The organism is Streptomyces sp. NPDC085932, assembly GCF_044540525.1.
GTDB classification, from domain to species: domain Bacteria; phylum Actinomycetota; class Actinomycetes; order Streptomycetales; family Streptomycetaceae; genus Streptomyces; species Streptomyces levis.
On the sequence record NZ_JBITSJ010000002.1, the window covers coordinates 1,282,018 to 1,302,344 of the forward strand.

The 20,327-nt window shown below is 73.1% G+C and carries 21 protein-coding genes; 9 read left to right on the forward strand and 12 right to left on the reverse strand.

Features of this window, described 5'->3' with window-relative positions:
* Window positions 1-67: 67 nt before the first annotated feature.
* The 3 genes from ACIGAQ_RS14910 to ACIGAQ_RS14920 all read right to left on the reverse strand — a co-directional run bounded on the left by ACIGAQ_RS14910 (window position 68) and on the right by ACIGAQ_RS14920 (window position 3,475).
* A complete protein-coding gene (locus ACIGAQ_RS14910) occupies window positions 68-2,023 on the reverse strand; it encodes an ABC transporter ATP-binding protein (RefSeq protein WP_399782725.1) in 1,956 nt (651 codons plus the stop codon).
* Between the two features lie 250 nt (window positions 2,024-2,273).
* The gene (locus tag ACIGAQ_RS14915) at window positions 2,274-2,705 is read right to left on the reverse strand and encodes a hypothetical protein (protein ID WP_399782728.1); all 432 of its coding nucleotides are present in this window, start codon (window positions 2,703-2,705) and stop codon (window positions 2,274-2,276) included.
* A complete protein-coding gene (locus ACIGAQ_RS14920) occupies window positions 2,702-3,475 on the reverse strand; it encodes an ATP-binding protein (protein ID WP_399782730.1) in 774 nt (257 codons plus the stop codon). The genes ACIGAQ_RS14915 and ACIGAQ_RS14920 overlap by 4 nt, the downstream gene beginning before the upstream one ends.
* A gap of 246 nt (window positions 3,476-3,721) precedes the next feature.
* On the opposite strand from ACIGAQ_RS14920, the gene ACIGAQ_RS14925 reads away from it, so the two are divergent.
* The 3 genes from ACIGAQ_RS14925 to ACIGAQ_RS14935 all read left to right on the forward strand — a co-directional run bounded on the left by ACIGAQ_RS14925 (window position 3,722) and on the right by ACIGAQ_RS14935 (window position 5,742).
* Complete coding sequence (locus ACIGAQ_RS14925; protein WP_311683538.1) at window positions 3,722-4,582, forward strand: helix-turn-helix transcriptional regulator; 861 nt, start codon at window positions 3,722-3,724, stop codon at window positions 4,580-4,582.
* Window positions 4,583-4,837: a DUF397 domain-containing protein gene (locus ACIGAQ_RS14930; RefSeq protein WP_030246665.1), complete on the forward strand. Its 255-nt coding sequence runs from the start codon at window positions 4,583-4,585 to the stop codon at window positions 4,835-4,837. It abuts the gene before it with no gap.
* 92 nt (window positions 4,838-4,929) lie between these two features.
* Window positions 4,930-5,742 (forward strand): SAM-dependent methyltransferase, encoded by an 813-nt coding sequence (locus tag ACIGAQ_RS14935; RefSeq protein ID WP_311683542.1) that lies wholly within the window; start codon window positions 4,930-4,932, stop codon window positions 5,740-5,742.
* A gap of 22 nt (window positions 5,743-5,764) precedes the next feature.
* Here ACIGAQ_RS14935 and ACIGAQ_RS14940 read toward each other — a convergent pair whose 3' ends face one another.
* Entirely contained in the window at window positions 5,765-7,177 is a 1,413-nt protein-coding gene (locus ACIGAQ_RS14940; RefSeq protein WP_399782734.1) for a PLP-dependent aminotransferase family protein, read from the reverse strand.
* 47 nt (window positions 7,178-7,224) lie between these two features.
* On the opposite strand from ACIGAQ_RS14940, the gene ACIGAQ_RS14945 reads away from it, so the two are divergent.
* On the forward strand, window positions 7,225-7,710 hold the full coding sequence (locus ACIGAQ_RS14945) for a carboxymuconolactone decarboxylase family protein (RefSeq protein ID WP_311683547.1): 486 nt from the start codon (window positions 7,225-7,227) through the stop codon (window positions 7,708-7,710).
* 165 nt (window positions 7,711-7,875) lie between these two features.
* On the opposite strand, the gene ACIGAQ_RS14950 is transcribed toward ACIGAQ_RS14945, so the two are convergent.
* From ACIGAQ_RS14950 to ACIGAQ_RS14960, 3 genes are all read right to left on the reverse strand, one after another.
* On the reverse strand, window positions 7,876-9,366 hold the full coding sequence (locus tag ACIGAQ_RS14950) for a glutamate synthase subunit beta (protein ID WP_311683549.1): 1,491 nt from the start codon (window positions 9,364-9,366) through the stop codon (window positions 7,876-7,878).
* A gap of 317 nt (window positions 9,367-9,683) precedes the next feature.
* Window positions 9,684-10,163 (reverse strand): DUF1772 domain-containing protein, encoded by a 480-nt coding sequence (locus tag ACIGAQ_RS14955; RefSeq protein WP_399782738.1) that lies wholly within the window; start codon window positions 10,161-10,163, stop codon window positions 9,684-9,686.
* A gap of 263 nt (window positions 10,164-10,426) precedes the next feature.
* A complete protein-coding gene (locus tag ACIGAQ_RS14960) occupies window positions 10,427-11,125 on the reverse strand; it encodes a DUF2293 domain-containing protein (protein ID WP_399782741.1) in 699 nt (232 codons plus the stop codon).
* A 100-nt stretch (window positions 11,126-11,225) separates the two neighbouring features.
* On the opposite strand from ACIGAQ_RS14960, the gene ACIGAQ_RS14965 reads away from it, so the two are divergent.
* Both ACIGAQ_RS14965 and ACIGAQ_RS14970 read left to right on the forward strand, forming a co-directional pair.
* Window positions 11,226-11,858: a uridine kinase gene (locus ACIGAQ_RS14965; RefSeq protein WP_399782744.1), complete on the forward strand. Its 633-nt coding sequence runs from the start codon at window positions 11,226-11,228 to the stop codon at window positions 11,856-11,858.
* 164 nt (window positions 11,859-12,022) lie between these two features.
* On the forward strand, window positions 12,023-12,454 hold the full coding sequence (locus tag ACIGAQ_RS14970) for a CBS domain-containing protein (RefSeq protein ID WP_362280736.1): 432 nt from the start codon (window positions 12,023-12,025) through the stop codon (window positions 12,452-12,454).
* Between the two features lie 36 nt (window positions 12,455-12,490).
* On the opposite strand, the gene ACIGAQ_RS14975 is transcribed toward ACIGAQ_RS14970, so the two are convergent.
* Window positions 12,491-13,618: a magnesium and cobalt transport protein CorA gene (locus tag ACIGAQ_RS14975; protein WP_362280739.1), complete on the reverse strand. Its 1,128-nt coding sequence runs from the start codon at window positions 13,616-13,618 to the stop codon at window positions 12,491-12,493.
* Window positions 13,619-13,915: 297 nt separating this feature from the next.
* Between ACIGAQ_RS14975 and ACIGAQ_RS14980 the strand changes: the two genes are divergently transcribed.
* Window positions 13,916-14,710, forward strand: a complete 795-nt coding sequence (locus ACIGAQ_RS14980; RefSeq protein WP_399782748.1) for a methyltransferase domain-containing protein — start codon at window positions 13,916-13,918, stop codon at window positions 14,708-14,710.
* Between the two features lie 281 nt (window positions 14,711-14,991).
* Here ACIGAQ_RS14980 and ACIGAQ_RS14985 read toward each other — a convergent pair whose 3' ends face one another.
* Window positions 14,992-15,891 (reverse strand): carbohydrate kinase family protein, encoded by a 900-nt coding sequence (locus ACIGAQ_RS14985; protein WP_399782751.1) that lies wholly within the window; start codon window positions 15,889-15,891, stop codon window positions 14,992-14,994.
* 152 nt (window positions 15,892-16,043) lie between these two features.
* Window positions 16,044-16,952 (reverse strand): pseudouridine-5'-phosphate glycosidase, encoded by a 909-nt coding sequence (locus ACIGAQ_RS14990; RefSeq protein ID WP_362280747.1) that lies wholly within the window; start codon window positions 16,950-16,952, stop codon window positions 16,044-16,046.
* 107 nt (window positions 16,953-17,059) lie between these two features.
* On the opposite strand from ACIGAQ_RS14990, the gene ACIGAQ_RS14995 reads away from it, so the two are divergent.
* Window positions 17,060-17,488, forward strand: a complete 429-nt coding sequence (locus ACIGAQ_RS14995; protein WP_399782754.1) for a VOC family protein — start codon at window positions 17,060-17,062, stop codon at window positions 17,486-17,488.
* 161 nt (window positions 17,489-17,649) lie between these two features.
* Here the strand turns inward: ACIGAQ_RS14995 and ACIGAQ_RS15000 are convergent, their stop codons facing one another.
* Both ACIGAQ_RS15000 and ACIGAQ_RS15005 read right to left on the reverse strand, forming a co-directional pair.
* Complete coding sequence (locus tag ACIGAQ_RS15000) at window positions 17,650-18,204, reverse strand: methylated-DNA--[protein]-cysteine S-methyltransferase (RefSeq protein ID WP_311683566.1); 555 nt, start codon at window positions 18,202-18,204, stop codon at window positions 17,650-17,652.
* Window positions 18,205-18,270: 66 nt separating this feature from the next.
* The gene (locus ACIGAQ_RS15005; protein WP_399782758.1) at window positions 18,271-19,146 is read right to left on the reverse strand and encodes a glycerophosphodiester phosphodiesterase; all 876 of its coding nucleotides are present in this window, start codon (window positions 19,144-19,146) and stop codon (window positions 18,271-18,273) included.
* 291 nt (window positions 19,147-19,437) lie between these two features.
* Between ACIGAQ_RS15005 and ACIGAQ_RS15010 the strand changes: the two genes are divergently transcribed.
* Window positions 19,438-20,310, forward strand: a complete 873-nt coding sequence (locus tag ACIGAQ_RS15010; protein ID WP_311683570.1) for an MHYT domain-containing protein — start codon at window positions 19,438-19,440, stop codon at window positions 20,308-20,310.
* Window positions 20,311-20,327 lie beyond the last annotated feature (17 nt).

Below are 20,327 nucleotides of genomic sequence, written 5' to 3' on the forward strand. Positions count from 1 at the left end.
CCGGCGCCTTCAGCCGAGCCCGCCTTCAGCCGAGCCCGCCCTCCAGTCGACTCGCCCTCCTTTCTAGTCAGCCCGCCTTCGGCGCCGGCACCTTCCGGGCCGGTGGGGGCGACGCGGCGAACTGCTCCGCCTGCAGCGCGTACAGCTCGGCGTAGAGCCCGCCCGTCGCCAGCAACTCCTCCGGCGTCCCCGACTCCACCAGCCGCCCCTGGTCCAGGACGTGCACCAGATCCGCGTGACGTACGGACGCCAGCCGGTGCGTGATCAGCACGACCGTCTGGCCGCTGTCCGCCAGCGCGCGGATCCGCTCGAACACCTCCAGCTCGGCCCGTGCGTCCAGGGCCGCCGTCGGCTCGTCCACGATCAGGATGCGGCCCCTGCGATAGGCCGCCCGGGCGATGCCCAGCCGCTGCCACTGGCCCCCGGACAGCTCGTGCCCGCCGGAGAAGTTGCGGGCCAGCAGGGTGTCCAGCCCGCGCGGCAGATCCGCGATCACGGGCTCCGCCCCGGCCTCGGCGACCGCCGACGCCAGCCGCTCCTCGCTCACGGGCGCCGACGGCCGCCCCAGGGCGACGTTCACCCGGGCCGTGAAGGGCCACCGCTTGAAGTCCTGCGCGACCATCGCGATCCGCTCGGCCAGCCGGTGCCGGTCGGCGCCCGCCGCGTCCACGTCGTCCCACAGGATCCGCCCCCGCTCCGGTTTGTAGAGCCCGGCCAGCAGCTTGACCAGGGTAGTCTTGCCGGAGCCGTTCTCCCCGACCAGGGCCACGATCCGGCCCAGCGGCAGGGTGAGCGTGACGTCGTCCAGGGCGGGGCGGGCCGAGTCGCCCGGGTAGCGGAACGTGACGTTCTCGAACCGGATCTCGCGCGGGTCCTCCGGCAGCGCGCGGCCGCCCGCGGGGATCGCCCGCTGCGCCGCCTCCGCGTACAGCCGGTGCAGGTCGCCGACGAAGAGCGCCTCCTCGTGCAGCGCGTTGACCTCCACCACCAGCGTGTCGAGGCTCTGCGAGCCGGTGCGGATGGCGATCACGGCCGTACCCGCCACGGACAGGGCCATCGCCCCGGCCAGCAGCAGCGCGCCGAGCGTGGCGTACGTCGCCACGGTCGCGAGGCCGGTCCAGGCCGCCGCGATCAGGCCGGTGCGGGCGGCGAGCCGGGCGAGCCGGGCCTGCTCCGCCTCGGCCGTCTCCGACATCGCGCGGAAGTGGCGCAGCAGGAACGCGCCCACTCCGTGCACCCGGATCTCGGGGGCCGCCTCCGGCTCGATGAGCAGGTTGCCGAGCAGCCGGCCCGCCCGGGCGTGCTGCACCCAGGCGTGGAAGGACTCGTAGCGCCGCCGGGCCACGGTCAGGGCGCTCCAGGCGCTCGGCAGCACCATCGTCACCAGCAGCGGCAGCAGGGCCGGGTGCAGCACGGTCAGCACGCCGGCGGCGGCGACCAGCGAGATCATCGCGTTGATCACGCGCGTCCCGTACGAGATCATCCGGCGGGCCGAGGCCGCCCCGTACTGCGCGGTGTCCAGCAGTTTGTGGAAGGCGTGGTCCTCGATGGCGGCCAGTTCCACGGCCGCGGCCCGCTCCAGGTACCGCTCGGTCGCGACCCGCTCCACCTTGGGCTCCAGACGGCCCGTGGCGTAGGTGCTGGCGGCCCGCAGCAGGGCCGCCATCAGCATCACGACGGCCACCGTGACCAGGGCGGGGACGGCACCGCGCAGCCGCTCCTCGATGGGGCCGCCGCCCATCAGCCGACCCAGCACGCTGTTGACCGCGAGCAGGCTCACGGCCTGCGCCACGCCCCGGCCCCCCTCGGCGACCAGCACGATCCGCGCGGCGCCCGGGTCGGCCTGCCGGGCGAGCCGGAGACTGGACGCCAGCAGGGACGGCAGCCGGGTGATCATGGCGCGGAAGTTCAGTTCGAGGAACGCGTCGGCGTGCCGGTTCCAGCCCATGTCGTAGCGGAGCGGCCCGCCGAAGAGCAGCCGCTCCGACTCGGACACCTCCGGCGCGGTCCGCTTCTTCGCCACCGTCGACCGACCTCCCCGCTCATCCCGCCGCCCGGTTCGTCCCGGCTCGTGAGCGGCCACTATCGCGGGGTGGAGTCCACCGGGGCAGGGCGCAGCCCGGGGCGCCGGATGCGCGCGGGCGCACGACGCGACCGAGAGAGGCCCGGGACGGCGCGGGAGGCGGGACGGGGGCGGCGACCGGAGTGCGGGAACGGTGGCTAGGGGAGCGTGGGACGCGGGTTACGGCTCCGTGTGGGGCGGCGTTCCACGCCTACGCGCTGACCGGCCGTGACCAGGCCGGGGCCGTGCCCGTGAGGCGGCAGAGGGTCAGGTACAGGGGGATCGGCGGGGTGTACGGAAGCGTGCCGTCCGGCCGGTGGATCAGTTCGGGCAGTTCCGGGACGTCCGGCACGACCGCTCCGGTGGCGTAGCGCGCGGGGGCCGGCCACTCCAGGGCGTGGTCGGAGTCCGACGGCACCAGCCACCACCAGTGCGTGGCGTTGCCGTAGACGCAGCCCACGCGGGGCAGGCGGGGCATGATCAGAGGGCCGTACCGGGCGGGCATCGCGACGGCGTCGCAGCCCAGCGGGGCGGTCATGCCCTCGGGTACGGGCAGGCGCAGGACCGGGAGCGGGGTGCGCTGCGCGCGCCGGAGGCGGGCCAGGGTGTCCAGGTGCAGGACCCGGCCGCCGCCGGGCCTCATGCCGTTCCCCGCTCGCGCCGTCGCCCCTGCGGGGGAACTTCGGGGGCGGTGCCGGCCGGGTGAGCCCCGTGCCGCGCCTGGTGGGTGTCCCGCCCGTCGTCCGGTTCCTCGGACGGACCGCGCTTGGGGCGGGCGCCCCAGCCGAGGTCGTCGCGGGGCGCCTCCGGGCCCACGGTGGCGGGGTGGCCCGCGCCGGCACGGGGACCGGCGAACTCCGGGCCGTCCGGGACGTCGCCCCAGTCGGGGTCGTCGAAGGCCGCGAGGGGGTCCTGCGGAGCGTCCGCCGCACGGGGCAGCTCGGCCCAGACCAGCAGCCCGGGCCCGTGTTCATGGGCTCCCCAGGCATGGCAGAGGGCGTCGACGAGGAGCAGTCCCCTCCCGTGCTCCTCCTCGGGCCGGGTGCGGCTGGCGGCGTGGGGCTGGCCCGGCGCGCAGCCTTCGTCCCGCACGGCTATCCGCACCAGGTCGTCGCCGTCGTGCAGCTCGCACACTATGTGGGTGCTCGCCGTGTGCACGATGGCGTTGGTGACCAGCTCGGAGACCACCAGGGCCGCGCTGTCGCAGGTGTCCTCGCACACCGACCAGCCGGTCAGCCGGGCCCGCGTCAGGCGTCTGGCCCGGGCGGGAGAGCCCGGGTGTGCGGCCAGCTCGAAACGGAACCGGCGCTCGGCAGCCGGCCCGAGCGGGCCTGCTCCCGTGGCCGCGCCAAGCCCGGGAGGGCCTGCGGCGGCGTCTGTTCCTAAGGGCGCGGACGGAATCACGCTTGCCACTATCGCCCCGCCGTGAACACTTGGCAAGTGTCACTCTGAAAATTGCAGAGTGCGGTGTGACGGTCTGGAAGGGCGTGGCACACTGCTCGCAACAGCACCCCGCGCGGCGCCAGTTGAGACCCTCGAAGATTTGTTCGAAACGCACGTTCGGATCGGTTCTTCGAAAAGGTCTTCGAATGGCGCCGCAGGGCTGTCAGCGTTCTTTTGTGGCCGGCTCGTCGTCAGAACTCTTCGTGGAGGTGGAGCGTGAGCGAACCGCGGTCCGCGCCGACGGTCGGCCAGGTCGTTCTCGGCCGCCGCCTGCTGGACCTGCGCGAACGCGCCGGGATGAAGCGCGAGGAAGCCGCCCGCATCCTGCGCGTCGCCCCGGCCACGGTCCGCCGGATGGAGATGGCGGAGGTCGGGCTCAAAATCCCGTACCTGCAATTGCTCCTCAAGGCCTACGGAATCTCCGACGACGAGGCCGACGCCTTCGTCCAGCTGGCCGAGGAAGCCAACAGACCCGGCTGGTGGCAGCGTTTCCACGACATCCTGCCCGGCTGGTTCTCGATGTACGTGAGCCTGGAGGGCGCGGCCGGCGTCATCCGCAGTTACGAACCGCATTTCGTCCCCGGCCTGCTCCAGACCGAGGACTACGCGCGCGGGGTGCTCCGCTCGGGCGCCATCGGCCAGACCCGGCCCGAGGACATCGAGCGCCACGTCGCCCTGCGCATGCAGCGCCAGACCCTCCTCACCCGCGAGGACGCGCCCCGGCTGTGGGTCGTGATGGACGAAACCGCGCTGCGACGCCCGGTCGGCGGCCCGGAGGTGATGCGCGCCCAGATCGACAGACTGCTGGAGGCGACCGCGCTGCCCAATGTGACGCTGCAGATCGCCCCGTTCGCGGCCGGGCCGCACCCCGGCACGTACGGACCGTTCGTGCTGTTCCGATTCGCCATGCCCGAACTGCCGGACATGGTCTACAGCGAGTACCTGACCGGCGCGGTCTACCTGGACGCGCGCGCCGAGGTGGCGACCCACCTGGAGGTCATGGACCGCATGGCGGCGCAGGCCGCCACGGCACATCGCACGAAGGAGATCCTCCGGGATCTCCGCAAGGAGCTGTGAATGGATCGCATCAAGCCGCGCAAACACGTCTACAACGGCATGCCCGCGCGCGACTTGGGCAGCGAAGGCTGGCACAAGCCGTGGAGCGGCGGCAACGGAGGCAACTGCCTGGAGGCGATGAAGCTCGCCGACGGCCGGATCGCCGTCCGCCAGTCCACCGACCCGGACGGGCCCGCGCTGATCTACACCACCGCCGAGATGACCGCCTTCATCGAAGGGGCGAAGGCGGGAGAGGCGGACTTCCTGCTGTCCTGACGTGCTCGCCGTTGCTCACGCTCGACTTCCCTTTGCTGATGCTGAATCGCTGGTACTGAAGTGACCACCCTCTGTGCCTTATGGAGTGCCTCATGACCGGGCAGGACCCCACGTCGTCCGCCAGGATCGACACGACCAGACCCCATCCCGCGCGGATGTACGACTGGTACCTCGGCGGCAAGGACAACTATCCGGTCGACGAGCAGATGGGCCGGCAGATGCTCACCCTCGACCCGAGGGTGCCGGTGATGGCGCGCGTCAACCGCGCGTTCATGCACCGGACCACGCGCTGGCTGGCCCAGCACGGCGTCCGGCAGTTCCTGGACATCGGCACGGGCATACCGACCGAGCCCAACCTCCACCAGGTCGCCCAGGAGATCGCCCCCGACGCCCGGGTCGTCTACTGCGACAACGACCCCATCGTGCTGGCCCACGCGGCGGCCCTGCTGCGCGGCACGGACGAAGGGGTGACCGAGTACCTCCAGGCCGACGTGCGCGACCCGGCCGCCATCCTGGAGGGCGCGCGGAAGGTCCTGGACTTCACCCGGCCCGTCGCACTGTCCCTCATCGCGCTGCTGCACTTCGTCTCCGACGAGGACGGTGCGCACGACCTGGTCGGCCGGCTGCTCGCCGAACTGCCCTCCGGCAGCTACCTGGTGATCACCCACGCGACCTCCGACTTCACCCCGGAGGAGTCGAAGGCGGCCACCGAGAAGCTCCGCGCCGCCGGCGTCACCCTCGCCCTGCGCTCCCGCGCCGAGTTCACCCGCTTCTTCGACGGCCTGGAACTGATCGAGCCCGGCGTCGACGTGCCGCACCACTGGCACCCCGAGCTCGGTGAGCCCGTGCCCGGGCAGGACGACGGAGTGATCCCGGGGTACGGGGCGGTGGCCCGCAAGCCGTAGCCCGTCCTTCCGCACGGGCCGGTCAGGGAGGCGGCAGCGCGCCGCACAGCGCCTCCAGGGCCGGCCCGTAGGCGTGCTCGGAGGGGGTCGCGTACCCCACGACGAGCCCGTCGCCCACCGGCATGTCCGTCTCCGGGTGGCGGAACGCGGCCAGGCCGTCGAGGGCGATGCCCTGCCAGGCGGCGGCCTTGACCGCGGACGCCTCGGTGCCGGGCGGCAGCCGCAGCACCGCGTGCAGCCCGGCCGCGACACCGGTGACCTCGATGTGCGGCGCGTGCGCGGCGAGCGCCGCGACCAGCCGGTCCCGGCGGCCGCGGTACCGCTGCCTCATCCGCCGCACGTGCCGGTCGTACGACCCCGACACGATGAAGTCCGCCAGGCACAGCTGGTCCAGGACGCTCGCCCACGCCTCCCGCTCGCCCTTGGCGGCCCGCACGGCGTCGACGTACCGCTCCGGCAGCACCATCCAGCCCAGCCGCACCGCCGGGGAGAGGCTCTTGCTGACCGAGCCGATGTGGATCACCCGCTCCGGGTCGAGACCCTGGACGGCGCCCACCGGCTTGCGGTCGTAGCGGAACTCCCCGTCGTAGTCGTCCTCCAGGACCAGCGCGTCCCGGGCCCTGGCCCAGTCGATCACGGCCGTCCGGCGCGCCGGGTGCAGCGGGCCTCCGGTCGGGAACTGGTGCGCCGGCGTGAGCAGCACGGCCCGCTCGCGGCCCAACCGCTCCACCCGGGCGCCGTGTTCGTCGAGCGGGAGCGGCACCGTCCGCACCCCGGCCGCGGCCAGGACCTCGCGGTGGAACCCGAGCCCGTACGCCTCCACCGCCAGGGGCCCGCGCAGCACGCCCCCGCCGAACAGCAGCCGCAGCGCGTGCGCGAAGCCGGAGCAGATCACGATCCTGCCCGGTTCGGTGCGTACGCCCCGCGCGCGTGCCAGGTACTCGGCCAGCGCTTCGCGCAGTTCGGCGCGGCCCGCCGGGTCGCCCGGTCCGAACACCTCGGTGGGCGCCTGCTGGAGGGCCCGCCGGTAGGAGGCCAGCCAGGCCGTGCGCGGAAACGCCGAGGCGTCCGGGGTGCCCTGCGACAGGTCGTGCCGGGGGCCACGCGCGCGTGCGGGAGCGCGCCGGGGCACACGGGCGGCCGGCCGCAGCGGGGCGGCGCGCTCCGCGACCCGCGTGCCCGAGCCCTGCCGGGCGGTCAGCCAGCCCTCCGCGACGAGTTCGGCGTACGCGTCCGCCACCGTGTTGCGGGCCACGCCGAGGTCGGCCGCGAGCGACCGGTACGGCGGCAGCCGTGTGCCCGGGGCCAGCCGCCCGCTGCGGACGGCCTCCCGCAGGGCCCGGATCAGCGCCGCCTGCCGGCCGCCCGGGCCGGTCAGCTCAAGATGCAGGTCCGACCCGATCCGCTCCGCCGCATTGACCCACGAATCCGCCATGGAAATGCACCCTACCGCCGGTCTTTCCGGCCCGTAGGTTGAAGCGCATGACGACGAACACGAGCACGAACAGCACTCCCGTGCGGGCGCCCCGGCTGGAGTTCGCCAAGGCCGCCCCGAAGGCCTTCAGGGCCCTGATCGCCTTCGACGCCGCCGCCCGTGAGGGCCTCGACCCGGCCCTCGTCGAACTGATCCAGATCCGCGCCTCCCACCTCAACCACTGCGCGTACTGCCTCCACATGCACACCAACGACGCCCGCAAGGCCGGTGAGAGCGAGGACCGGCTGCACATGGTCGCCGTGTGGCGCGAGGCCCGGCACTTCTTCACCGAACGGGAGCAGGCGGCCCTCGCCCTCACCGAGGCCGTGACGCTGGTGGCCGGCGCGGGCGTCCCGGACGACGTCTACGCCGAGGCCGCCGCGCGGTTCGACGAGCGGGAACTGGCCCAGGTGCTCGCCCTGATCTTCACGATCAACACCTGGAACCGGGTGGCGCTGTCCACGGCGAAGGCGGCGGGGACGGACGAGCGCTGAGGGAGGGGCCGCCTTGCGGGCGCGGGACGGCGGGCGGCGGGGTTGCGGGCAGCGGAGCAGCGGGCAGCGGAGCATCGGGGTGGTGGCGCGACGGGCCGTCGAGCCGGCGGGACAATGGAGCAATGCGGCGACGGAGCAGCGGGCAACAGGTGCCGGTGCGGGAGGTCACACCGTCATCGGGCGGTCGTACGGGCCGATCGGCGCCGGCAGGGCCGAACCGCCCGTCAGATGACGGTCGACGGCCGCCGCCACCGCCCGCCCCTCGGCGATCGCCCAGACGATGAGCGACTGTCCTCGGGCGGCGTCGCCCGCGGCGAAGACACCGGGCACGTTGGTGGCGAACCCGGAGTCCCGCGCGATCGTGCCGCGGGGCTCCAGCTCCAGCCCGAGCTGGTCGACGAGCCCGTCCTGCCGGTCCGGCCCCGAGAACCCGAGGGCGAGCAGCACGAGGTCGGCCGGCAGCGTCCGCCCGGTGCCGTCCACCGGGCGGCGCCGCTCGTCCACCTCCACCAGGTGCAGCGAACGGACATGCCCCCGCGCGTCACCGTCGAAGCGCAGGGTGGACGCCGCGAACAGCCGCGCGTCCGCGTCCGCGACCGGGGCGGTCCGCAGGTCACGGGCCTCCTCGTGCGCGGCGGACAGCCGGTAGACCCGCATCGGGTAGGTCGGCCACGGTTCGGCGTCCTCGTCGCGCTCCACATCCGGCAGCGCGTAGATGTCCAGCTGGGTCACGGACGCGGCACCTTCCCGGACGGCCGTGCCCAGGCAGTCCGCGCCGGTGTCGCCGCCGCCGACGATCACGACGTGCTGGCCCGCGGCCGACAGGGGGGACGTCTCCAGATCGCCCTCGCCCACCCGGTTGGACAGCGGCAGGTACTCCATCGCCTGATGAATGCCCGTCAGCTCGCGGCCCGGCACCGGCAGTTCGCGCCACGCCGTCGCGCCCGTCGCGATCACGACGGCGTCGTAGCGGGTCCGCAGCTCGTCGGCCCCGATGTCCCGCCCCACCGCCGTCGATGTGCGGAACCTGGTCCCCTCGGCCCGCATCTGCTCCAGCCGACGCTCCAGATGGTGCTTCTCCATCTTGAACGCGGGGATGCCGTACCGCATCAGGCCGCCGAGCCGGTCGTCCCGCTCGTACACCGCCACCGTGTGCCCCGCCCGGGTCAGCTGCTGGGCGGCGGCCAGCCCGGTCGGTCCCGAACCGATCACCGCGACCGTCCTGCCCGACAGCCGGTCCGGCGGCCGCGGCGGCGCGAACCCCTCCTCCCAGGCCCGGTCGGCGATCGCGCACTCGACATTCTTGATGGTCACGGCCGGCTGGTTGATCGCCAGCACACACCCCGCCTCACAGGGTGCCGGGCACAACCGGCCCGTGAACTCGGGAAAGTTGTTCGTGGCGTGCAGCCGGTCCGCGGCCGCCCGCCAGTCCTCCCGCGACACCAGGTCGTTCCACTCCGGGATCAGGTTCCCCAGCGGGCAGGCCTCGTGGCAGAACGGGATGCCGCAGTCCATGCAGCGGTCCGCCTGTTCGGCGATGATCGGCAGCAGCGCCCCGGGGACGTAGACCTCGTCCCAGTCCCGCACCCGCTCCTCGACCGGCCGGCGGGGCCAGTCCTGGCGGGGCGTGGTCAGAAAACCCTTGGGATCGGCCATGGCCGTGTTCCTTGCGTGCGCGGGTGACAGGCCGTGCGTCGTCGGGCGGCACTCTTCTCGCCACGATACGTCCGCCTCCCGGGCGCCGCCTGCGGGCGGGTTGGTGGTACAGCCCGGGGCGGTGTGGTGCGGGGCGGTGTGGTGCGGTGTGGTGGGGTGTGTTGCGGTGCGGGCAGAGCCGGGGGCAGTGCGGTGCGGGGGAGCGGGTTAGTGGGTGCGGGGTGCGGGGTGTGGGGTGCCGGGTGCCGGGTGCTGGGTGGAGGGTGCCGGGTGGGGGGTGCGCTATGTGGGTGGGGGTGCGTGGGGGCCGTCCGGGGTCAGGTGAGGGCCAGGACGTACGCCAGGGCCGCCCCGGCCGAGGCCACCGTGCGGACGTGGTTCCACAGCGTCCATTCGCGTAGGTACACCGGCCAGTACGCCGCCGCCTCCGACGTGCCCGGCTCCAGCCTGGCCAGCCTGTCGTTGCGCGGCACGTTGGCGACCATGGTGAGCCCGAACGAGCCGAACAGGTACAGCGCGCTGCCCACCAGCAGCTCCAGCGTCCCCTCGTCCGGCCACAGCACGAACGTCACCACGGCGATCACCGCGCACAGCACGGCCGAGCCGAGGAACACGGCCATGAAGGGCGGTGTCACCGCGGCCACGTTGATCGCCTTCATCGCGGCGGCCCCCTGTGCGGGCGGCAGGGCGGCGAGGCCCCGCATGACGAAGGTCGAGAAGGCGCAGAACACCCCGGCCACCAGGCCGGTCCCGAGCACACCCAGCACCGTCAGCCAGAAGTACGGTCCGTCGATCATCTCAGCCTCTCCCGCCCGTCGAGCCGGGATCCTGCCCGGCACCCGCTACCACCACAAGTGAAATTCCGTACGGGCACCGTGACCATCGCCGAGCGGCGCGGGGGCATACGCGAACGTCCACGGACCCTCGGACGGCCGCGTCCTTCACCTGCCGCCTGCGGAGCGCCGGCCGTGGAGCGCCGGTCGTGGAGCGCCATTCGTGGAGCGTCGGTCGTGGAGCGCCGGCCGTGGAGCGTCGGCCGTGGAACCGCGACGATGGAACGTCACCCGGTGGAACCGAGCCCTGTCCGCGTCCACCCCCTGAGCACCGTCTCCACCGCCGCCGCGATCCGCCGTCGCGCCTCGTGCCGCGGCACACCGCTCATCAGCAGCCGGTCGTACGGAGTGTCCAGATGCCGTACGGACGCCACCACCGCCGCGATCACCGCGTCCTCGGTCAGCGCCCGCCCCGCCGCGCTGCGGCCCACCCGCCCACTGCCCCGCTTCGAGGCGTGCGCGGCGATGGCCCGCGCCCGGTCGGGCGGGCACCCCGGAAACAGCCGGAGTATCTCCGCCGCGAAAGCCTGCGCGAACAGGGCGTCCTGATCCGCCCGGCGCCGCGCGTCCCGGGCCCGGCGCCTCCGTCTCGCCTCGGAGTCCGCGAGACACCGCTGCTCCGCCCTGGTCAGGGCCGCCTCCTCGACCAGGACGCCCTGCCGCTCGTAACGGCTCTTGCGCCGGTTGAACCGCACCACCACCGCCGACAACGCGCTCTCCTCCCGCGATCTGCGCGTCAGCGCGGTGTCGCCGCGCGGCAGGAACACCAGATGTCCCAGGTCGGCACAGTCCAGGCAGCGCGGAGCGCTGTCCTCCAGGACGAGCAGCGGCAGCGGCCCCCGCCGGCACTCGGCGCACTGCCGCTGCTTCAGCGGCTGGAAGACGAGAAGTCCGGAATGGGGCGGAAGCGTCGCGCGAACGGCCATACCGTGTTCATTCCCCCCGGTGGCCGTGCGCACCGGCCGGGCCGGGGAGCGGCGGGGAAACCTCGGGGACGCTGCCTCGGCCTGCCGCATCATGGGCCGTGTGCGACTCGAAGCGATCACCTGGGACCGGCTCGGCGACCTGCTCGCCGAGCGCCTGCTCGACCTGAAGCCCGCCGACGGCAGTCCCTGGCCGCGCATCGCCTTCGACGGCGCCCCGGCGGCCCACCCGGGCGACCTGGCCCACCGCGTCCGCGAAGCGCTGCGCGTCCGTGGCCGCTCCGCGCTCGTCGTCGGCACGGAGGGCTTCCTGCGCCCCGCCTCCGTCCGGCTGGAGTACGGCCACCGGGACGTGGAGGCCTACTACAGCGGCTGGTACGACACCGGCGCCCTGTGGCGTGAGGTCTTCGGCCCGCTCGAAGCCGGTGGTGACGGCCGCGTCCTGCCCGACCTCTGGGACCCGGCCGCCGACCGGGCCACCCGCAGTCCCTACGTCCAACTCCCGCCTGAAGGTTTGCTGTTGATGCACGGTCCCTTCCTCCTTCGGCACTGGTTCCCCTTCGACCTGAGCGTCCACGTCCTCCTCTCCCCGGGCGCCCTGCGCCGCCGCACCCCCGAGGACGAGCACTGGACCCTGCCGGCCTTCGAGCGCTACGAGCGGGAGACGGACCCGGCGGGCACGGCGGACGTCCTGATACGCGCCGACGACCCACGCCATCCCGCCTGGAGCGGTTGAGAGACTGGGCTGCTGGGCTGCTGGGCTGCTGGGCTGCTGGGCTGCTGTGCGGCTGGGCGGGTTCTGCGTGTGCGGGCGTCGGGCGGCGCGGCGAGAATGAAGGACGCCGGGACTCGCGGTGCGTCCCCGCGCCGCGCCGGCCGTCCGGCACAGGGAGGTACTTCATGACCACCGCCGGAGACATCATGCACCGCGGCGTCCAGTGGATCCCCGCCCACGAAACCCTCGACCGCGCCGCCCAGCTCATGCGCGAGCTGAACGTCGGCGCCCTGCCCATCAGCGACGAGAACGAGCGGCTCTGCGGCATCCTCACCGACCGCGACATCGTCGTCGGCTGCGTCGCGATGGGCCACGACCCCGCCCGGGTCACCGCCGGCGAGATGGCCAAGGGCACGCCCCGCTGGATCGACGCGGACGCCGATGTCGGCGAGGTGCTCCGCGAGATGCGCGAACACCGGATCCGCCGCCTGCCCGTGATCCAGGACAAGCGACTGGTCGGCATGATCAGCGAATCCGACCTGGCCCGGCGCCTGGCCGACGACCAGATCGCCTCCTTCACCGAGGGCGTCTACGCCAGGGACACGACCACGGCCTGATCTCGCGGGCTCCCCGGTGCTGCGAGGGAGGCCGTGTCAGAGCCAGCCGCTGCGCCGGAACATCCGGTACAGCGACAGACACGCCACGGATATGACGCCGATGACCATGCCGTAGCCGTACCTCCAGTGCAGCTCCGGCATGTGGTCGAAGTTCATGCCGTACACCCCGCAGACCATGGTCGGCACGGCGATGATCGCGGCCCACGCCGTGATCTTCCGCATGTCCTCGTTCTGCGCGACCGTGACCTGAGCGAGGTGGGCCTGGAGGATGGAGTTGAGGAGTTCGTCGAAGGCGGCGATCTGCTCCTTCGCCCGCAGCAGATGGTCCGAGACGTCGCGGAAGTACGCCTGTATCTCGGGGTCGACCGCGCGGATCGGCCGGGTGGCGAGATCCTCCAGTGGCCGGCTGAGCGGCACCACCGCCCGCTTCAGTTCGAGCAGTTCGCGCTTGAGCTGGTAGATGCGGCCCGGGTCGGCCCGCGCGCCGTCCTGCGCGAACACGTCCGTCTCGACCTGGTCGATGTCCAGCTGCACGGAGTCCGTGACGGTCAGATAGTCGTCGACCACGTGGTCCGCGATCGCGTGCAGGACCGCGGAGGGGCCCTTGGCGAGCTGCTGCGGGTCGGACTCCAGCTCCTCGCGCAGCGGACCCAGCGAGCCGTGCCGGCCGTGCCGCACCGTGATCACGAAGTCGTGGCCGACGAACACCATGATCTCGCCGGTGTTCACCACCTCGCTGGTGGCCGTGAGCTCCTCGTGCTCGACGTAGCAGACCGTCTTGAACACCGCGAACAGCGTCTCGCCGTAGCGCTCCAGCTTGGGACGCTGGTGGGCCTCGACGGCGTCCTCGACGGCCAGGGGGTGCAGGTCGAAGAGCTCGGCGATGCCCGCGAACTCCTGGTCCGTCGGCTCGTGCAGGCCGAGCCAGACGAAGCCCTCCCGGTGCTTGCGCACCCGCTCCACGACGTCCACCAGATCGCCGCGCATGGGCGTGCGGACACCGTCCCGGTACGACACGCAGTTCACCACCGAGGAGCCCAGCGGGGAGCGGGCCGGGTGGCTCAGGTCGACGCGCGGGCGCCGCCGGGCCAGCCGGGCCACCCTGCGCAGGCCATCGACCCCGCCGAGGCTCGTGACCTTCCGCAGATTCCCTGCCATGGACATCCCGATCTCCTTGCGTGGAACTCCTCGCGCCGTCCCTGCGCCCTGGCCCGTCAGTCTGCCAGCCCTGCGTGAGCTGCGGGTAAGCCTGTGGAAACGGCCCGTTCCGCTTGGTTCCCGGCTGTGGACGAACGACGCGTCGGCGGTGACGCCCCGCCATATCGACGCCTGCCCGGGCCCGATGGTTCTGCGGGAGCGGAGCCGGACGGGTTCCGTGGAGGCCGGGCGTCGGCATGGTCTTCTCCGTCCTCGGGAGCGTCGACCGTTCCGGATAAGTCGGACAACTGGGATGATCGCGGCATGACGCGAACCGATGGGTACCTCCTCGACACCACCCGGCAGACCGAGGCGGCCGAGCACTTCAGCGCCTTCGCCGCACTCTTCGACCCGACGACGTTCCGGCATCTCGAAGCGCTCGGCGTGGGATCCGGCTGGCGCTGCTGGGAGGTCGGGGCCGGCACGACCGTGGTGTCCTGGCTGGCGAAGAAGGTCGGCCCGACCGGACGCGTCCTCGCGACCGACACCGACACCGCACGACTGGCCTCCGCGGCCCGGCCGCCCGTCGAGGTGCGCGCCCATGAGCTCGGGTCGCAGGAACCGCCCGGGGAGGGCTTCGACCTGGTGCACGCGCGCCTCGCCCTCGTCCACGTCACCGACCGGGAGCGGGCGTTGCGGTCCATGGTCCGGGCCCTGCGGCCCGGGGGCCGTCTCCTCGTGGAGGACGCCGACCCCGGCCTGCAGCCCCTGCTGTGCCCCGACGAGCACGGCCCCGAACAGCAGCTGGCGAACCGGCTGCGGAGCGGCTTCCGCAAGCTGCTCGCCGATCGCGGCACCGAACTGCCCTGTGGCCGTACCCTGCCCCGCCTGCTGCGGGAGGCCGGCCTGACCCGCGTCCACGCCGACGCGTACTTCCCGCTCGCCTCGCCGGCCTGCGCGGCCCTGGAGTCCGTCACCATCCGCCAGATCCGCGACCAGCTGGTCGCCGCCGGGCTCGCGACGCACCAGGAGATCGACCGGCACCTCACGAACGTCACATCCGGCGCGCTCGACCTGACGACCCCACCGATGATCTCGGCGTGGGGGCGCAGGGCGTAACGGGCTGGGGCGTGAAGACCGGCCAGGAACCGGGGCAGCGCGTCGCACCAGCGGCATGGGGCAGCGCATCGACACGAGCGGCACGGGGCAGCCATCGACACCAGCGGCACGGGGCGACGCGTGCACACCTGGCACTGGGCCACACGCCGGCACCAGTTGCGCGGGGCCCCCGCACCGGCACAGTGGCGCGGGGCAGCGCACCGGCACGGGTGGCATGGGGCAGCGCACCGGCACCAGCACCGCTGGGCGGCACAGCTGCACGAGTGGCGCAGGGCGCAGCGTCACTCCGGCGACGGCGGTCGTCCACCCACCCGCTCCACCGCCCGCGCGCCGGCCCGGCAGCCCTCCGCCGCCGCGGACCCCGGATCGGCGCCCGCGAGCAGGGCGGCGAGGAACGCGCCGGTGAACGCGTCCCCGGCGCCCGTGGTGTCCCGAGCCCTCGCCGGTACGGCCGGAACACGGGCGCACACCGCCCCCGCCCGCGCCACGAGCGCCCCTTCGCAGCCCTGCTTGGCCACCACCAGCGGAACGCGCCGGCTCAGTGCGGCCGCCGCACCGGCCGCGTCGGTCACGCCCGTCAGCAGGCACGCCTCGTCCCGGCTGGGCAGCAGGACGTCCACGCCCTCGACGAGTGACAGGAAGCGCTCCGCGCCGAGTTGTCCGAGGAAACCGGCCGAGGCGGGGTCCACACTCACCGGCACGCCACGCGCGCGTGCCGCCTCCAGGGCCACGGCCGCCAGTGCGCGGCTCGATTCCGAGAACAGCAGATAGCCCGACAGATGGAGACGGGCGGCTCCGTCGAGCAGCGTGTCCGACCAGTCGGCGGGTTCGAGCCGCAGCGACGCGCCGCTGTCGGTGAGGAACGTCCGCTCCGCCGCAGCGCCCTCGTCGACCAGGCAGATCACCGTCCCGGTCGGAGCCTGCGGATCGACCACGAGCCGTGGCCGTACGCCCTGCGCCGTCAGTTCCCGTTCGTGCCAGGCGGCCGCCTCCGCCCCGACCCGTCCGAGCAGCCGCACGTCGGCGCCCCGGTGCGCGGCCCAGCACGCCACGTTCGCGCCCGCCCCGCCCGGCACCGTCCGGATGGTGGCGGCCGTGTCCGTACCGGCGGCGAGCGGCGCGCGATGCCGCGCGACGACATCCGTGACGACGTCCCCGACGACGAGCAGCCCCCGAGGCACCGCCGAGCCGGCACCCCCGGACGCGGAGCCCGCTGCGGTATCGCCCGCATTCCGGGCACCTTCCCCGGCAGAGCCCACTCCGGCACCGCCGTCCACGGGCCCGTACACGGACCCGTCCACGGGCCCGGACCCGCCCTCGGCCCCGCCCCCACTCATCCCCGGGTCCAGGCCGCCGCGATCCGCGCCGCCAGGCGGACATTGCCGCGGACCGCCGCCAGGTTGGCCTCAAGGGAGGCACCGTCGGTGTGCCGTACCAGATAGTCGAGCAGGAACGGAGTGACAGCCTGCCCGGTGACCCCTTCCGCCTCGCACGCGTGCAGCGCGTCCGCGAGCACGCGTGCGTGCAGGTCCGGATCGAGCTGTTCCTCCTCGGGGACGGGGTTCGCGACGATCAGCGCCGACTCGGGCCCGGCCAACGCGTCCTGCGCCCGCATGACGTCCGCCACCTGCTCCGGCGTCCCCAGCGTCCAGTCCACCGGATGTCCCGAGTCGGACAGGTAGAAGCCGGGGAAGCGGCCCGTCCCGTACCCGGCCACCGCCACCCCGAGCGTCTCCAGCCGCTGCAGAGTCGCCGGCACGTCCAGGATCGACTTCACCCCGGCACACACCACCGTGATCCGCGTCCGGGCGAGCAGGCCCAGATCCGCCGACTCGTCCTGCGTCACCGTCCATTCCCGGTGCACCCCGCCGAGCCCGCCCGTCGCGAACACCCGCACCCCGGCCCGTGCCGCGAGCAGCGCCGTCGCCGACACCGTGGTCGCCCCGCTCGCCCCGGAGGCCACCGCGAGCGCCAGGTCGCGATGGCCCAGCTTGCGGATGCCGTCCTCGTTCGCGACCCGCTCCAGCTGCTCCTTGTCCAGCCCGACACGGGGCCGCCCGTCGAGCACGGCGATCGTCGCCGGCACCGCGCCCTCCCGCCGCACGGCCGTCTCCAGTTCCAGCGCCACCTGGAGGTTGCGGGGACGCGGCAGCCCATGGGCGATGATCGTGGACTCCAGCGCCACCACGGGCCGACCCGCGTCGAGCGCCTCCCGCACCTCTTCGGACACCACCAGCACCACGCGCCTGCCTCCCGTCAGTCGGCCAGTCGGTCTTCCCTCATCTCTGGCGGGCGGCACACCGGGCCAAACCCTTGCCAGCCGTCGGACACCTCACGAGCCTGGGGTGCATGACGGACCACACAGCACGTCTCGACCACGTCGTCCTCTGGGTGCGCGACCCGCTCGCCGCCGCCGACTTCTACGAGAAGGCCGTCGGGATGGGGTCGCTCAGGCTCAGCGAGTTCGCCGCCGGTGAGGTGCCGTTCCCCTCCGTACGTGTCAACGACGAGACCATCCTCGACCTCATGCCGCTGACCTTCGTCGAACGCATGACGATGCTGCCCGACGCCGCGGACAGTGCCGGCCACCCGGTGAACCACGTCTGCCTGGCCCTGTCCCGAGGCGACTTCGACGCGCTTCTCAGCCGCCTCCAGGAACGCTCCGTGCCGGTGTCGGACCTCTCGTACGACTCCTTCGGGGCACGGGGCAAGGCAACCCGCAGCTTCTACTTCCGCGACCCGGACGGCAACGTCTTCGAGGCACGGCACTACGACTGACCGGCGGACCGCACAGACGACGGACCGCACAGACGGCGGACCGCACAGACGGCGGACCGCACAGACGGCGGACCGCACAGACGGCGAACCGCACAGACCCAGCGGGCCGGTCCGCCGCACGCCCGCGCAGCGCTATCGGAGCGCGCACCGGCCCGGTACGCCTAGAAGAGCGGCTCGGGCAGCACGCCTTCCAGGGCGAGCAGCTTCCGCTTGGTCTCCAGCCCGCCCCCGAACCCACCGATGCCGCCGCCGCTCTCGACGACCCGGTGGCACGGCACCACCACCGGCAGCGGATTGGCCCCCATCGCCATGCCCACGGCCTGCGCGGCACCTGGCTGCCCGACCCGCCCGGCGAGATCGCCGTACCCCACGACCGAGCCGTACGGCACGCCGTCGGCGAGCGCACGCAGGACCTGCCGGTTGAAGCCGGAGATCAGCGACCAGTCCAGCGGCAGGTCGAAGGCCCGGCGTTCACCGGCGAAGTAGGCCTCCACCTGGCCTATGGCCTCGGCCAGCAGAGGAGAGTCGGGTGCCTCGACGGGCTCGGTGCCGAATCGCGACGCCAGCCGTTCGACCGCCCGGTCCCGCACCGCGTCCGTGGCATGGAACACCACATTGACCAGGCCGTCCTTCGTCGCGGCCAGCAGCAACGGACCGATCCCCGTGCCGACCACGGTCCACACGACCCGCTGCCCGTCCTGCCCCTGACTGTCCATGCGCCCACGGTACGACCCGCCACCGACAACGCCGCCACGACGACGATCACGGGCGGAGGCGGCCGGTCAGCCCCCGACGGCCTTCCGGACCACGTCCGGCCTGTTCGTGATGATCCCGTCGACGCCGTACCCGGCGACCCGCTGGGCCGTGGCCGCGTCGTCGACCGTCCAGGCGAAGACCTCCAGCGGCCTGCCGTGCGGTCCGGTGAACGCCTGTACGGACGACACGTACGCGAGGGTGAGCGAACCGTGCGACGGGTTGATCTGGTCGGCGAAGCCGGCCAGCCCCGGCAGGTCCGACACGGGCGGCGTCCCGAGGAGCCCGGTCTTCACCCCGGGCTTCAGGGCGTGCACCGTCCGCACGCTGTCCGCGCTGAAGCTCTGCACGATCAGCCGGCCCGCCAGATGCGACCGGTCCAGCCAGCCCTCGTTGCTGAGGACCTTCAGCGTCTGCCGCTCGATGCCCGGGTACAGCTCCGGGTTCTTGATCTCCAGCAGCAGCTTCTGGTGGTGGCGCTCGACGCGGTGCACGAACTGTTCCAGCGTCGGCACGCGCGCGCCCGCGTACGCGGGGCCGAACCAGCTGCCCGCGTCCAGTCGGGCGATCTCCCTGGCCGTGAAGTCCCTCACCTTCCAGGGCGCCCGGTCGGGGAAGACCTCCTCGACGTCGGTGGTGCGCCGCAGGTTGTCGTCGTGGAGGACGACCAGTTCGCCGTCCCTGGTCCGCTGGACGTCGTTCTCCACCCAGCGGATGCCCAGCTCCGCCGCCTTGTCCACAGCGGCCAGCGTGTTCTCCGGCGCGTAGGCGGAGGCACCCCGGTGGGCGATGACACGGGGCGGGCCGCCGCCGTCGGTGGCGGCCCGCGCGGGGGAGACGGGGAAGAGGAGGGCGGCGGTCCCCAGGAGCGCGGTGGTCGAGGCGGCAACAGCGCGCGCGTGCATGCGTACTCCTCGCGTCGAACGGTCATCGGCGTCATCACGGACAGCACAACTGTGACAGCAGAGGGTCAACGCGAGAGGGGTGCAGGATGGCCACAGGTTGAACGGAGGCGGCCCAACGCCGCTCACTGGTGCCGCACAACTGGGGCGGGGCCGTGTTTCTTTGCCGGAAAGTCGTTCGACCATTCCGGTGGGGGTCATACTCTCTGCGTCAACCCTGACGGCCGGTGCGGTCCTGCGAGGGGACGCACATCAGGTATTACGGGACGCAAAGGGCGGGAAGGGCAGCCGCGCATGCAGGGCACGGTCGACGGATTCAGCTACGGCCTGGTCACACCCCTGGTCGCCTACCTCATGGCCTGCCTCGGCGGCGCCCTGGGGCTGCGCTGCACCACCAGATCCATGCTCGTCGCCCAGTCCTGGCGCCCCGGCTGGCTCGCCCTCGGCTCGGCCGCCATCGGTTCCGGCATATGGACCATGCACTTCATCGCCATGATGGGGTTCACGGTCCGTGGGGTCCCGATCCACTACGACAAGGCGATGACCTTCGCGAGCCTGGCCGTCGCGATCGTGATGGTGGGCGTCGGGATCTTCATCGTCGGCTACAAGGGCGCCCGCGGCACGGCCCTGTTCACCGGAGGCACGATCACCGGCCTGGGCATCGCCTCCATGCACTACCTGGGCATGGCGAGCATGAGCTTGGACGGGAAGCTGGAGTACAACACCCTCACCGTCGGTGCCTCCGTCGTGATCGCCATGTGCGCCGCCACCGCGGCACTGTGGGCGGCCGGCCAGATCCGGGGCCTGATGTGGAGCGTCGGCGCCAGTCTCGTCATGGGCCTGGCCGTCAGCGGAATGCACTACACCGGGATGGCCGCCCTCAGCGTCCACCTCCACGGCACGGCCGAGCCCACCACGGGGGAGTCGCCCGCAGGCCTGCTCGCCCCCATGCTGATCGGCCCCCTGGCCTTCCTCCTGCTCGCCGGGGTCGTGGTGATGTTCGACCCGCTGATGGTCATGGGCAAGCCCGCCGTCACCCCCGTCGAGCACAAGCCCGGCATCCCCGCCCGCGCCCACGACACCGTCCACCACAACCCGGCCCGCCTGCGGTTCCGCCCTCGCCGCCCCGTGCGGCACCAGAGCTCTCGCGCCCCGCAAAACCGCTGATCAGAGCCGGTTGTCAG

Coding starts and splice junctions, on each gene's coding strand:
- ACIGAQ_RS14915 (WP_399782728.1), bottom strand. CDS start 2,705: ATGAGGCCCGGCGGCGGCCGGGTCCTGCACCTGGACACCCTGGCCCGC.
- ACIGAQ_RS14930 (WP_030246665.1), top strand. CDS start 4,583: ATGGATCGCATCAAGCCGCGCAAACACGTCTACAACGGCATGCCCGCG.
- ACIGAQ_RS14935 (WP_311683542.1), top strand. CDS start 4,930: ATGACCGGGCAGGACCCCACGTCGTCCGCCAGGATCGACACGACCAGA.
- ACIGAQ_RS14940 (WP_399782734.1), bottom strand. CDS start 7,177: ATGGCGGATTCGTGGGTCAATGCGGCGGAGCGGATCGGGTCGGACCTG.
- ACIGAQ_RS14945 (WP_311683547.1), top strand. CDS start 7,225: ATGACGACGAACACGAGCACGAACAGCACTCCCGTGCGGGCGCCCCGG.
- ACIGAQ_RS14950 (WP_311683549.1), bottom strand. CDS start 9,366: ATGGCCGATCCCAAGGGTTTTCTGACCACGCCCCGCCAGGACTGGCCC.
- ACIGAQ_RS14955 (WP_399782738.1), bottom strand. CDS start 10,163: ATGATCGACGGACCGTACTTCTGGCTGACGGTGCTGGGTGTGCTCGGG.
- ACIGAQ_RS14960 (WP_399782741.1), bottom strand. CDS start 11,125: ATGGCCGTTCGCGCGACGCTTCCGCCCCATTCCGGACTTCTCGTCTTC.
- ACIGAQ_RS14970 (WP_362280736.1), top strand. CDS start 12,023: ATGACCACCGCCGGAGACATCATGCACCGCGGCGTCCAGTGGATCCCC.
- ACIGAQ_RS14975 (WP_362280739.1), bottom strand. CDS start 13,618: ATGTCCATGGCAGGGAATCTGCGGAAGGTCACGAGCCTCGGCGGGGTC.
- ACIGAQ_RS14980 (WP_399782748.1), top strand. CDS start 13,916: ATGACGCGAACCGATGGGTACCTCCTCGACACCACCCGGCAGACCGAG.
- ACIGAQ_RS14995 (WP_399782754.1), top strand. CDS start 17,060: ATGACGGACCACACAGCACGTCTCGACCACGTCGTCCTCTGGGTGCGC.
- ACIGAQ_RS15000 (WP_311683566.1), bottom strand. CDS start 18,204: ATGGACAGTCAGGGGCAGGACGGGCAGCGGGTCGTGTGGACCGTGGTC.
- ACIGAQ_RS15005 (WP_399782758.1), bottom strand. CDS start 19,146: ATGCACGCGCGCGCTGTTGCCGCCTCGACCACCGCGCTCCTGGGGACC.
- ACIGAQ_RS15010 (WP_311683570.1), top strand. CDS start 19,438: ATGCAGGGCACGGTCGACGGATTCAGCTACGGCCTGGTCACACCCCTG.